The following is a 13,062-nucleotide window of genomic DNA, read 5'->3' as shown; positions in this document are numbered from 1 at the left end:
ATAGTCAGTTAAATTTTTAAGTCACTATACTTTTTGACGCGCAGAGCATATACTGTACTCAGTCAAGGAGACTCCCATGCAGCAAAGCAATCAAACTTCCATAACTATCATTGGCGCCGGTCTAGGTGGTCTGACATTAGCCCGCGTTTTGTATATTCACGGAATCAAATCCGTGGTCTATGAAGAGGAAGCCTCCCCGAATGCACGCTCACAGGGCGGAATGCTGGACATTCACGAACACAATGGACAAATCGCTTTAAAGGATGCGGGCCTTTACGAAAAGTTTTTAGAACTGATCATGCAGGGAGGTCAGGCCACTCGAGTTCTTGGCAAAGACGGAAAAGTTTTAGTCGACGAACCCGATGATGGCACGGGCGGAAGGCCCGAAGTAAAACGCGGCGAGCTTCGTCGTATTTTGCTCGAATCCCTACCCGCTGGAACTGTGGTTTGGAATCACAAGATCACCTCTGTCACCTCGTTAGGAGAAGGCAAACACCAAGTAAACTTTGCTAATGGCAAAACTATCACAACTGATCTTTTGATCGGTGCCGATGGCGCTTGGTCCAAAGTTCGCCCTTTGCTCTGTAAGGAAAAACCATCATATTCCGGTACGACATTCATTGAGACTTATTTGCACGAAGCAGACAAGAATTATAGAACAAGCGCCAAAGCTGTGGGCGAAGGTTCTCTTTTTTCCACGGCGCCAGGTAAAGGTATTTTGGCTCATCGTGAACATGGCGGCACATTGCATACTTATATTGCTTTAAGTAAACCCTTAGAATGGTTTGCCACCATTGATTTCGATAAATCCGAACAAGCGCTTTCTCGCATCGCTGAAGAATTTAAAGGATGGGCACCAGAACTTACAGCCTTGATTACCTGTGGCGAAACGAAGCCTATTGCACGCCCTCTGCACACCCTACCCGTCGATGTGAAGTGGGAACGAATTCCTGGGGTTACTCTGCTGGGTGATGCGGCCCACCTGATGATTCCTTCGGGTGAGGGTGCGAACCTTGCGATGCTTGACGGCGCAGAACTTGGAAAAGCGATTGTCGCCCATCCGGGAAATATCGAGGCCGCCCTTGCTGCCTATGAGAAAGAACTTTTCCCGCGAAGTACAGCTGAGGCCCGAGAGTCTTTGCGCATGCATGAGATCTTATTCGGAGAAAATGCACCCGAGACTTTGGTTGATTTTTTCACAAGCGTGAAATCCTAATTCGATTAGGATCAAGAAATCTGGAAGTCATTTTACAAGTACAAGGCCTTTTATTTGGTAACGCGCAAGAATTTCTCATGCAAACTTTTTGATATTTACGAGAAATTCGGGCGCCCTGGCAATGAAAGGGATGGAAAAAAAGACTTACAGAAAGATTTCTGAAAAAATAACGCTTACTTTGGCGGTTTGGCTTTTCATTATAACCGCCCTAGCCACTTTTTTCAGTTATCTGCATATCACGTCTATCGTCACTAGTTTGGTCATGGAAAATCTGGATAAGTACATCGAGGTTCGCAGTGATCGTGAAAGCCAGGTTTTCAGACTTGCCACTAAAAATCAGCAAATTTTGGCTCATCGTTTAGAGTGGCATTTAAAAAACGGATTAGACCGCGTTGACGAAAGATTTAATAAAATATTTAGGAAATATCCTGACGGGGCTACTCGAGAAAAAGACGAGATAGATAACAAGCTTCATCCCAGTTACTTCTTACCCAACTTTCAAAAAATCGATAAAGCCACCAAGGAACGATCCATCATCATGTATGACTTTTTGGATCGCGAATGCTTTTTGAGTACTGCTACATTCTCAGATTGCTGGGTGGCCGACGCTTGGGGATCTCTTGGCACATTATTGGAGGAAGAAGTAGGATACTCAGCGAAAATCCCTGGGGATTTTAAAAATATGGATCAAATCTGGATGCAAAATATTATTCCAGAGAACAATCCCAACCTTGAACAGAAATGGACCAAAACATATTACGATCCCGCTTGGCAAGTTTGGATGATCACTCTGGCGACTCCCATTGTCGTTGACGGTAAATTCACGGGAGCCATTGGTAATGATATTTTCGTTGGCCAGATGCTCGATCGAATTATGAAGTTCAAACTCAGCGGAACCAAAAACCTGGTGATCAATTCCGAGGGCTATATGGTCGCCCACCCTAAACTTCAGGATCAGATCAAACAATCCGACGCGCTTTTAAAGGTATCAGATCTTAAAGACAAAGATCCATTAATGGAAAAAATCTTTCTAACGGCTAAAAAAGAACTCCCCTTTGAAAAAGATGACCATGACGGGCATGTTTTTGACCTTGGATCAAAAGATCTGATCGCCATCGGTAAAGTCAAAGGACCTAATTGGTACCTAGTGACGCTTTATCCAAAATCATTAATTCAAACAGCAGCATTCAATTCCAGTCGCTATATTTTATTTTTTGGTTGTATCAGTTTGATTTTAGAACTTTTCCTCATGATGCGACTTCTAAAAGAAAAACTAGCAAGACCTTTGAAAAGCTTGGTTACCACCGTCCAGCAAGTCAGTGCTGGCGACCTCGGTGCTAAGGTCACTATGCGAACCCGCGACGAATTTGAAATTTTGGGCGATGCATTTAATGAAATGACTTACAATCTGGGAATCTCACGGGCAGAAAGCCACGATGCCATGAACAAAGCTATCGAAGCCGCGCGAGTCAAATCTGATTTCGTGGCCAACATCAGCCACGAAATGAAAACTCCGCTAAATGGGATCTTAGGGATGACCCATTTCTTAAATGATACAAACTTGACAGACGAACAGCGCAAATACGCGAACTTAATTACCGAATCTGGGAATAGTCTGCTGGCCATTGTTAATCAAGTCTTGGACGTTTCAAAAATTGACGCGAAGAAAATGGAACTTGCCGAGGTTGAGTTCAGTCTGAATAAACTTTTAGAAGACGTGTATACATTGAATCACTTTGTGGCCAAACAAAAAGGCATTCCCATCGACATGGAAAGCTCTGTTACCGAGGAGGAACGTCCCTTCGTTGGTGACCCAGATCGTTTAAAACAAATATTAAATAATCTGATTAGTAATGCCTTAAAATTCTCTGACATGGGTTCGGTGCTAATCACTGTCAATGAAGTCGGTCGTTCCGAAAACACCCGCCGCATACGCTTTGTGGTTAAAGACCAAGGTATCGGAATATCCGAAGAAGCTCAGTCACGACTGTTCCAACCGTTCACTCAAGCCGACATGTCAATGTCCCGACAATATGGCGGCGCCGGTTTGGGGCTTTACATCGTAAAATCCTTTGTGACTCTGATGAATGGTACCGTCGGAGTAAAAAGTATTCCTGGCGAGGGCTCGGAATTTTGGTTTGAAATTAATTTGGGATTTGGAGCTGCACCACAGTCAATAGCTCCGCCAGTGGTTATCCCTACTACACCGAAAGTGACTCTGCCGATTCTGGTCGTAGAAGATAACTTTGTTAACCAGGTATTAACAGAAGCTCTATTAAAAAAACTTGAATATACGAGTAAAGTTGTCAACGACGGACAGGAAGCGGTGAATATTTTTGAAGAGGGAAAATTCTGTCTGATTTTAATGGATTGCCAGATGCCTATAATGGATGGATTTGAGGCAACTCGACAAATTCGTAAAAAGGAATCTCAGGACTTCAGAATTCCTATCATTGCGCTCACGGCAAATACCGAAAACGACAATCGTCAGGTGTGTTTGGATGCTGGGATGGACGATATGCTAAGTAAGCTAGTGAAGGTAGCTATCTTTAAAGAAAAGCTAGAATACTGGCTTACTCAGTCACAAAAAAAACTATAACTGCGGAGCTTGGTAAGTTTGCTTCCACCAGAAACGAACTGGCTCTGCCACATCCTTGGCTGCAGATTCTAACAAGTACCAACCTGTGGCCGGTGCCTTGATAGAGCCCTTCGCCACTTGGGTTGCCCCGTCGTAGGCTTTTTCCACCACGACTTTGTTATCTGGTCCGGAAATCCTCATCAAATATTGCGAAGACTGCTTCCAGTTATTGCGCTCATAATTAATTTCCCATTCAAGCAGAGTTCCTTCTTGGGCATAGATATAACCCGTCTTATTCCATTTGCCGTTTTGGGCAGGCAAAATATCCAAATCATTGGCCCCTGCAAACTCCTGAGTCACGGAGTAAGGAATAATTTGCGGAGCATACTGCACATTCGGCACGGAATAAGCAACATAGCCATTCGGTGGAACTGTGATTCTAGCTTTCCCCTCGCCATCTGTTTTCACATTCGGTTGCCCCCCGGAATAATCCTGCAACTCCACATTCGGGCCAAAGTGAGTTTGAACCGTTTCGGTGCGTGAACTTTGCATATTATCGTTCATGCCGACCACAACACCTGGCGACCCCGTGCGCTCGTACACCAACAGATCATCATCAGCCCAACGATACTCTGTCGCACCATTTGCCAACGCTCCATTGATCCACATCAAGCGATCAATATGGTTTTTCATTCCATAGACAAAATAGTCTTTCCAGTAAACACTTGGGTAGCCTTCAGAGGTTAGAATATAGACATAACTAAGTTCTTTATTCTTAATCGTTGGAAAACCACGATCTGTGTCGTCATTTTCAGCAAAGGTTACGGCCAAATCGGGAGCGCGCCCTAACAAGCCCGCCTTCACCAAGCGTTTCATGTCGAACAACCCCGCGCCCGATGCCATATCACGAAGAGTCGACCACAGTGGGAAGTCAAAGGCACCAGCGCGTGAATTCAAACCATTCTTAACATAGTTATAAAGAACATCCGTGCCATCCCAGTTTTCGACGACGACGTATTGTTTTTGAAGTTCACCATGACTTAATAAGTTTTTTAAAAAATCAAAAGGAATCTCTTTAGCTGAATCAATACGGAAGCCTTGTGTACCCAGGGCCTTCACCAACCAGTCACATGAAGCTCTAAGTCCATCCATCACATAGTTGGAATTAAAATTAAAAACCCGACCATAAGGGAAATCGCGGCTGAAATCATCGGGGCCTTTAGGGAAGCGACCTTTGCCATCCACGCCATAAGCATCTTTATAGGAATATTTCTTATCACCAGCATCACCTGCGCGGTGGCTGACATTCAAATCCAAAACAACTTGCATGCCGTTCGCACGAGACATTGCAACCGTTCTTTGCAACTGATCGCGGGTTCCCCAATGAGTGGGAATGGTGCCACGTTGGTCTTTAGAACCAAGATCATAATCATCATAGGGATCATAGCCCCGAGACAACCCACCTGAAGCACTTTTTAACACCGGGGGAATCCACAGCGCTGTAAACCCCGCCTTGGCCAATTCATTGCTTTGCGCTGAAAGTTTATCCCACCATGGCTTTTCAGGAGTAGATTCTGCCTCCCAATAAAACCCTTGCAACATCACTCCTGCTTGAGTGATCTGCGAAAAAATCATCGTTACCGAAAATGCTAATAGAAAAAATCGCATAGTAGCCCCTCCGGAAAAAAACTTTCACAAAGAATTTCCAAATGGTCATTTAAGAAATTTAATTTTTCTGCATTTATGTTCCGCGCAATTCGCAAAAACACTGCTCAAGTGATTGCTCTATAAAGAACTCGCAAAACGCTTGAAGAATTCTTCAATTCAATTTTAAGATTTCGTTAAGACCGGTAACATACGATTAAAAAGCAACCGGACTTTTCAGGAGTGAACCATGTGCCAACTGCTAGGCATGAATTGCAACGTCCCCACCGATATTTGTTTTTCATTTACAGGCTTCAAAGCTCGCGGCGGTCGAACAGACATCCATCAAGATGGTTGGGGAATTGCTTTTTTTGAGGGTAAAGGTGTTCGTCAATTTTTGGATCCTTTGCCTTCTGCCCACTCGCCGGTGGCTGAGCTTGTCCGAAACTATCCCATCAAATCGACGAACGTCATCGCACATATTCGCAAAGCCACTCAGGGAATTGTTTCTTTAGAAAATACACATCCCTTCATGCGCGAACTTTGGGGAAGCTATTGGGTCTTCGCCCACAACGGTAACATTTTAAATTTTGATCCGATTCTTGACGGAACATTCAGACCTGTTGGTTCAACCGATAGCGAAAAAGCATTTTGCTGGATTATGCAGGGACTGCAAAAAAAGTTCGGCGACGTTTTTCCATCTAAAGAAGACCTTTTCTCGGCGATCCACCAACTGACATTAGATATTTGCCCGCACGGTGAATTCAACTTCCTTTTGACCAATGGGGATTTCCTGATCGCTCATTCGTCGACGAACTTGACGTATATTGTTCGTAAAGCCCCCTTCCCAACAGCAGAACTGAAAGATGAAGACCTAAAAGTCGACTTCAATTCTTTGACCACGCCCTTAGACCGCGTTGCCATCATCGCAACGGTCCCTTTAACGAATAACGAACAATGGACTGCGATGAAACCCGGAAGTCTTTGGCTTTTTCGCGACGGACATGTGCTTGATAGCAAAGACACGATCTCGGGTCCCAAAGAAAAAATTCTTTGCTAAAAACAAAAAGCCCTCTTCCGAGGGCTTTTGACTTAACTAATTGAAATTTTCAATTTGCTTCTGAAGTTCAGACAATCTTGTCCATTCTTCCTGCGTAAATGTCTCCTGCAAATTCAAGGTGTTCTTCCCACCACATTTCCCTGCGCCCTTATCGACAAACTCGACAAGTTTAGCAGCTCTTGTATCCCCCAACTGTTTCATCGCCAAGGCATACCCATGAACTCTCCCCAATATCCAACAAGTGGCTGGAGCATCTTTGGCTTCAATCGAGGATTTCATAACCTTAGAAATATTCCTCGCCGTTTCAAACTTCGCTACAGGAACAGACTCCGCAAACGAAAGCTGAGAACCCAACACAAGACCAAATACTAAAAGACTTTTCATGGTACCTCCGAAAGGTAAGTTGTTGCAAAAACTAAAAAAGGGAACTGTTACCTGAGGGAGGCGATGGCTTGGGCGTAGTCTTTGCCGAAGACGTAGCTGCCCGCTACGAATACATCGGCTTCGTGACAAAGCTTCGCTGTTTCGGCGTTGATGCCGCCGTCGACTTCGATCAAGCATTTTAGATTTTTCTTAGAAATTTCAGAGCGCAACACAGAGATCTTTGCGATTTGATCTGCCATGAACGATTGACCACCGAAACCAGGCTCCACTGTCATTACCAACACCAATTCGCAAAGTGGCAACAGTGGCAAAATAGATTCAACCGGGGTCCCGGGACGAAGTGTGATCCCCGCCTTCGCTCCCAATGAAGTAATTTGACGAAGTACTGTTGCAGGATCTTTTGTGGATTCCACGTGAATCGTCAAATAGTCGGCGCCAGCTTTTACAAAATCTGCGACATATTTTTCGGGTTCAGTGATCATCAAGTGAACATCTAAAGGAATCGGGGAAACTTTCTTAAGCGCCTTCACCACCGGAATACCGATCGTCAGGTTTGGAACAAAGTGCCCGTCCATAACATCAACATGGGCCCAGTCAGCTCCGGCAGCGGCGATTGCTTTCACCTCTTTTTCAAGGTTTGCAAAGTCTGCTGACAAAATCGAAGGGGCAACCATTTTAGCCAATGTGATCTCCAGGTTTCAAATTGTGTCCCTTTAAGAAATCAGACACCTTCATACGATTGCGGGATTCAGGCTGAACTTCAAGCAATTTCAAAAGTCCGTCGCCCGTTGCGACAGTGAACGAATCTGCGTCAACCGCGGTCACCGTTCCAGGTGCCGCGTTTGAAGTCGCGGCAATCGGACGTACCACATGCAGTTTTAGTTTTTTACCGTCTAGCAAAGTGTAAGTTCCCGGGCCATAGACAAAGCCACGAACTTTACCATCGATGGACTTCGCGGACTTACTCCAATCAACCAAAGACTCTGCCTTGTCGATTTTTGGAGCCACCGTCACTTGCGACTCGTCTTGAGGTACGGGCGCTAAATTTCCGCGCACATAATCCATCAATTCCACTCGCAACAAATCAGCACCCAAATCAGCCAGCACATCGTGCAACTGCAACGCGTGCATTTCGGGAGTGATCGTCACTTTACGAATACCGATGATGTCACCGGCGTCTAATTTTTTAACCATTTTTTGCAAAGCCACCCCGGACTCTGCATCGCCCGCTTCAATCGCACGTTGAATGGGAGCCGCCCCACGCCAGCGAGGTAAAATCGAACCGTGCACGTTCACGCAACCAAAGCGGAAGGACGACATAAAGTCTTCCGTTAAGATTTGCCCAAAGGCCACAACGATGCCGACTTCCGCTCCCCAGGAGCGAATTTCTTCAACGGCCGCAGGATCTTTTTTCAGGGATTCAGGTGTAAGAACTTTAAGTCCGTGTTCAAGAGCTAGAACTTTCACCGGACTTGGAGTGAGTTGCATTTTGCGACCCGCCGGGCGATCCGGCTGAGTCACAACTCCGACAACTTCAAAATGTTCATCTGCTAGTAGGGCCTTCAAAGATGTAACAGCAAATTCTGGTGTTCCCAGAAAGCAGACGCGGACCTTACTCACGCTCGTTGCCTTCAACTTGCTTAGAGCGGGCTCTTTCCATTTCTTCCTTGGTCGGATAACCATGTTTTTGGATTTGTTTTTTGATCTTGTTAGATTTCACAAAGCTCAAATGATCGATAAACAATGTTCCTTCAAGGTGATCCAACTCATGCTGCATACAAATCGCAAGCAAGCCGTCTGTTTTCACGATGAATTCTTTGCCGTTCACATCGAAAGCTTTCATTTCTATGTAATCATAACGCTCAACCGTTTCGTAATAGCCAGGAACTGACAAGCAACCTTCGTCAAACGTCGTTTTACCTTCGCCTTTAACGATTTCTGGATTGATTAATACAAGGGGTTGTTCAACGGCCTTTTCAAGATCCGTCATTTCTTGATCCTTATAACGGCGACCTTTGTCGTCTTTAGGACGAGTGTCGATCACGATCATACGAACCAACTCACCCACTTGCGGGGCAGCTAAGCCGATGCCGTGAGCATCGTACATCGTTTCAATCATGTCCTCTTGAAGCTTTTTAAGCTCAGGTGTGCCGAACTCGGAGAGCTTCACAGGTTCTGCAACTTCGCGAAGTCTCGGGTCAGGGAAAGTGAGGATTTTCATGATCATAGGGCCTCCAGAGAGGCCCCCATTATATCAGTATTTCAGCCTTTTGAGAAGGACCAAGGCCAACCCGGTCATTAAGATATTAGGAGCCCAAGCCGCTAATACCGGGGGTATCGAGCCATGCTGCCCCAGAGTGATTCCAGAGGAATACAGAACGTAATAGCCAAAAACCAAGGCCAAACAGATACCCAAATTAAGCATGGTACCACCGGAACGCCCCCTGCCAACACTGAATGGCAGACCCAAAAGGCACATCACCAGGCCCGCAAAGGCAAAGCTGTACTTCGACTGATAGCCCACTTCGTAAGCAATAGTATCCAGACCGGCATCTTTGTTTTTAGCGATAAAGTGCTTAAGCTCGCCCTGGGACATCATTTCCGCTGTTTGCCCCGCACTTTGCAAGTCCTTGGAGTCTTCAGCCATCACGATGTTTTTAGTCTTAAAATCAGTGGTTAACGGAAAGCTTGAATCCTTCGTAAACAGTGTCACAGTCCCCTGATTCAAGGCCCATTGACTGCCTTGAATTTCCACATCGCGAGCCGTGATCATTTGGATCAAATCCCAATCATCACTAAAGAAATACATCGTTAAGCCTTGGGCCTTATCACCCTTCGCACTTAATGTTTTGATATTAAAAATAGAGTCCTTGGTGCGATACCAAATCTTATTAGTCTTAACCGTCGAAAAGCGGTGCGGCTCTTTTTTAAGCTCATAGTAAAAGATGTAGTTCTTTTGGGTGTTGGCTCGTGGAACCAAGCGGTCCGTCATGAAATAGCCACCCACAGAAATCAGAATCACCCACAGCAAAGTCGGAGTAGCAATGCGAAGCAGGCTCATGCCCGCAGAAAATAACGCAACGAGTTCATTGGCCTTATTCAAATTCGTCAAAGTCAAAATCGTGCCCAACAAACAAGCAACTGGAAGAAGTTTCGAAATGATGTCTGGAAAAGAGTAAAGATAGTAACTGAAAATCGTCGCCGTGCTGACACCCTTGTACTGAGAAACCGTCGACATGGCATCGACCGCAGTGAACAAGGTTAAGAAAACTAAAAGGCCACCAAGAAAGTAACCGAAGAAAAGCCAAGATGTATAACGATCAATTCTGTTCATTCTTAGAGTTTCCTTGACTCACGTCCAAAATCCTATTTAACTTTGATTATGGCTTTACGCGTCTTACTTGCAGATGAGAGTTCCACAATCAAAAAAGTAATGCAACTGGCATTGTCTGACTTCGCTGTCGAAGTTAAGGCAGTTCCCGTGGGACTTGATGTATTGCCAGTCACAAAAAGCTTTAAGCCCGATATCATTTTCGCAGACGTACTTTTGACAAAAAGAAACGGCTATGAAGTCAGCCTTGAGCTTAAAAACGATCCCGAAACTTCCAACATTCCCGTCGTTTTGATGTGGAGTGGTTTCATGGAAATCGACGAGGGCAAAGTTACCGAATCCCGCGCCGATGACCGCCTGGAAAAACCATTCGATGCCGAACATCTGCGTGGCTTGGTAAATAAACTTGTTAAAAAGACCTCTGAGAATCCAGTCAGCCAATACCTGACATTCCCAGAGATGCCTGAATTCGAAGAAATGCCCAATGAAACTCCTGCCGCGGATCAGTCTGCTGCAGAGGTCGCTTATGCTGATCCCGAATTGAACACTTTGGATTCTATTCCCGAAATCAGCGAAGACGAGGCCCTCAGCCTTGATATCCCGGGAGAGGAATTCACTTCTGTTCCATTGACGTCACCTAAAGGCGAAGACGAAATGGACGAAGGTGGCTGGGCTCACCAAGATTTAACAAAGTTTAAATTAAACATCCCTCAAAATGAAACCGAAGACTTCGCTTCCAAGTTTGTAATCCCTCAAGATGAGGACCTATCAAACGCACATATCGAAGTTTCGGGAAACTTTGAAGAGATCAGCTTTGACGAAGCCAGCCCCGATTTGACGCAAAAACCTGCGCCAGTTGCAGCCAAAGCTCCGCCGAAGACTTTGCCTGAGGATTCATTCTTAGGAAAAGTGGAAAAATCTGTAAAAGATCAAATGATGGAGACCTTAAACAAAGGTCCTTCTGCACCTAAAGCGCAACCGACTGCTGCAGGGGCAAAACCAACTCCGGCTAATGCTCAGGGTAAAACCCAATCCAAGGTGGACTTGTCCAGCGAAATGATGGAAAAGATTGTCCGTGAGGAAGCTCGCGAAGTGATTGAATCCGTTTGTTGGAAATTGCTTCCCGAGATTGCAGAGCGCATTGTTCGCGAAGAGTTAAGTAAACTCATGCGCGAAACAGAAAAATCCATCTAGTACCTTTTTTCTGCCCGCCTCACACCAGGTACACCTATGTGAGGTTCTATGACACTGATTGATCTAATCCGCGCAGCTATCAAAGAAGACATGCCCCATGGCGATGTCACGACAGAGTCCCTTGCACTAACTCCCAAAGTAGGTCGTGCTCGCTTAAAAGCAAAAGAAGATCTTGTGCTTTCTGGTGCTGCTCCTTTTGAACAAACAATGCAATTACTTGAACCGAACTGCCGCGTGAAATGGCATTTCGAAGAAGGCCAAGAAATTTTGAATGGTCAAATCATCTGCACTATCGAGGGTGACCTTGTGCAGATTTTGAAAGCGGAGCGTGTGGCTTTGAACTTCTTGGGTCATCTTTCTGGTATTGCGACGGTGACTCGCCGTTTTGTAAAACAAGTCGAGCACACAAAAACTAAAATCCTTGATACTCGTAAAACAACTCCCGGTTATCGCGAGCTTGAAAAAAAAGCAGTCCTTCATGGTGGTGGCGTCAATCACCGCATGAATCTTAGTACAGCCATCTTAATCAAAGACAATCATATCTCTGTTATGGGTGGTATTACGAATGCTGTGAATCGCGTCCGTGAACACTCGAATCTTCCCATGGAAGTTGAAACGCGAACATTGGCTGAGGTTAAAGAAGCTGTTGGACTGAATGTGAAGCACCTGCTTTTGGACAACATGGATAACGAGATGTTGAAACAAGCTTTGGCATTGATTCCCGAAGGCGTTCATACGGAGGCCAGTGGCAATATGAGTTTAGCGCGTGTCAAATCCGTGGCAGAGTGTGGTGTAAGCTTTATCTCTGTTGGAGCTTTGACACATTCAGCTCCCGTTGCTGACGTTTCTTTGATCTTTGCTTGGGAGGAATAGTGGCTAAAAACATGACTTCCGAAAACCCGATGAGCGAAATCCGTATCGGTGACGTGACAGCCAAGTGGGCTCGCAACAATCACCTGCACGTGGAATACAAAGCTCAAACAGAAAGCACGAATGCCACTGCCAAAGAATTGGCGTTCGAGGAAGATTTGTTAGAGCAAGCCCTGTGTTTATTCATAACAGATCAGCAAACAGCAGGCCGTGGCCGAGGTAAAAACACTTGGACGACGGACCAAGTGGGTTCTGCCCTGTTAAGTTCATGGTCTTATCTTTTGCCCATCATGCCACAACCCACGGCTTCCTGCTTAGTGGGCTTAGCTGTGTATCGCGCGTGCTCAACAACTTGGCCATTTTTAAAATGGAATTTAAAAGCACCGAATGACATCTACATCGGTGACAAAAAAGTGGCAGGCATTCTTTTAGAAAACGTCGCGCAAGGTGATGAGGTTCGTTTTATCATTGGTCTTGGTGTCAATATCACGTCATCTCCGGAATCAGTTGAAACTTCAACAAGCGTTTTAGAATCGCTTCCAGAGGGCGCTCCCCTGTTGGGCGAAGATTATACAGGATTCTTGGATCGTTTGGCGTTCGAGCTGTCGGATGCAGCTTCTCACTGCGATCAACCTTTAAGTCCCACAGAACAGCTGTCGTTGCTGACGGCTCTGAACCTGCACCCTTTGCTTAAAGAAAAATACACAGCGATGGAAGCTGACGGCTCTCTTTATATGGGAGCTAAAAAGATCAGCTGGGCCGATCTTTAGAAACTCGGGAATGAA

Annotated in this window: 12 protein-coding genes; 6 read left to right on the top strand and 6 right to left on the bottom strand. The window is 45.5% G+C overall.

Features of this window, described 5'->3' with window-relative positions:
* Nucleotides 1–76 precede the first annotated feature (76 nt).
* Both B9G69_RS10610 and B9G69_RS10605 read left to right on the top strand, forming a co-directional pair.
* Nucleotides 77–1,216 (top strand): FAD-dependent oxidoreductase, encoded by a 1,140-nt coding sequence (locus tag B9G69_RS10610; RefSeq protein ID WP_265437731.1) that lies wholly within the window; start codon nt 77–79, stop codon nt 1,214–1,216.
* Between the two features lie 121 nt (nt 1,217–1,337).
* Complete coding sequence (locus B9G69_RS10605; RefSeq protein WP_088617375.1) at nt 1,338–3,815, top strand: ATP-binding protein; 2,478 nt, start codon at nt 1,338–1,340, stop codon at nt 3,813–3,815.
* Here the strand turns inward: B9G69_RS10605 and B9G69_RS10600 are convergent.
* Nucleotides 3,810–5,462, bottom strand: a complete 1,653-nt coding sequence (locus B9G69_RS10600; RefSeq protein WP_265437730.1) for an alpha-amylase family glycosyl hydrolase — start codon at nt 5,460–5,462, stop codon at nt 3,810–3,812. The genes B9G69_RS10605 and B9G69_RS10600 overlap by 6 nt on opposite strands.
* Nucleotides 5,463–5,688: 226 nt before the next feature.
* On the opposite strand from B9G69_RS10600, the gene B9G69_RS10595 reads away from it, so the two are divergent.
* A complete protein-coding gene (locus B9G69_RS10595; protein WP_088615070.1) occupies nt 5,689–6,498 on the top strand; it encodes a class II glutamine amidotransferase in 810 nt (269 codons plus the stop codon).
* Nucleotides 6,499–6,534: 36 nt separating this feature from the next.
* Here the strand turns inward: B9G69_RS10595 and B9G69_RS10590 are convergent, their stop codons facing one another.
* Genes B9G69_RS10590 through lptG form a run of 5 tightly spaced genes read right to left on the bottom strand, consistent with a single transcriptional unit; the run spans nt 6,535 to nt 10,216 of the window.
* Nucleotides 6,535–6,882, bottom strand: coding sequence for a hypothetical protein (locus B9G69_RS10590; RefSeq protein ID WP_088615071.1), 348 nt, complete (start codon nt 6,880–6,882; stop codon nt 6,535–6,537).
* Nucleotides 6,883–6,929: 47 nt separating this feature from the next.
* Entirely contained in the window at nt 6,930–7,556 is a 627-nt protein-coding gene (gene rpe / locus B9G69_RS10585; RefSeq protein ID WP_088617139.1) for a ribulose-phosphate 3-epimerase, read from the bottom strand.
* A 1-nt stretch (nt 7,557) separates the two neighbouring features.
* Entirely contained in the window at nt 7,558–8,502 is a 945-nt protein-coding gene (gene fmt / locus B9G69_RS10580; protein ID WP_088615072.1) for a methionyl-tRNA formyltransferase, read from the bottom strand.
* Nucleotides 8,495–9,109 (bottom strand): peptide deformylase, encoded by a 615-nt coding sequence (def, locus tag B9G69_RS10575; RefSeq protein ID WP_088615073.1) that lies wholly within the window; start codon nt 9,107–9,109, stop codon nt 8,495–8,497. Before def ends, fmt begins: the two co-directional genes overlap by 8 nt.
* A 27-nt stretch (nt 9,110–9,136) precedes the next feature.
* Nucleotides 9,137–10,216, bottom strand: a complete 1,080-nt coding sequence (gene lptG, locus B9G69_RS10570; protein ID WP_265437729.1) for an LPS export ABC transporter permease LptG — start codon at nt 10,214–10,216, stop codon at nt 9,137–9,139.
* 48 nt (nt 10,217–10,264) lie between these two features.
* Here lptG and B9G69_RS10565 point away from each other — a divergent pair, with 48 nt between their 5' ends.
* From B9G69_RS10565 to B9G69_RS10555, 3 genes are read left to right on the top strand one after another with little or no spacing between them, the layout of a single operon-like run.
* Complete coding sequence (locus B9G69_RS10565) at nt 10,265–11,407, top strand: response regulator (protein ID WP_254916832.1); 1,143 nt, start codon at nt 10,265–10,267, stop codon at nt 11,405–11,407.
* Nucleotides 11,408–11,455: 48 nt separating this feature from the next.
* On the top strand, nt 11,456–12,280 hold the full coding sequence (nadC, locus tag B9G69_RS10560; protein WP_088615076.1) for a carboxylating nicotinate-nucleotide diphosphorylase: 825 nt from the start codon (nt 11,456–11,458) through the stop codon (nt 12,278–12,280).
* Nucleotides 12,280–13,047, top strand: a complete 768-nt coding sequence (locus B9G69_RS10555) for a biotin--[acetyl-CoA-carboxylase] ligase (RefSeq protein WP_254916833.1) — start codon at nt 12,280–12,282, stop codon at nt 13,045–13,047. The genes nadC and B9G69_RS10555 overlap by 1 nt, the downstream gene beginning before the upstream one ends.
* The last annotated feature ends 15 nt before the right edge of the window (nt 13,048–13,062 follow it).

It is taken from the genome of Bdellovibrio sp. SKB1291214, from assembly GCF_002209355.2.
Lineage (GTDB): Bacteria > Bdellovibrionota > Bdellovibrionia > Bdellovibrionales > Bdellovibrionaceae > Bdellovibrio.
The sequence above is the reverse complement of the archived record's forward strand: the minus strand, read 5'-3'. Positions and strand labels throughout refer to the sequence as shown.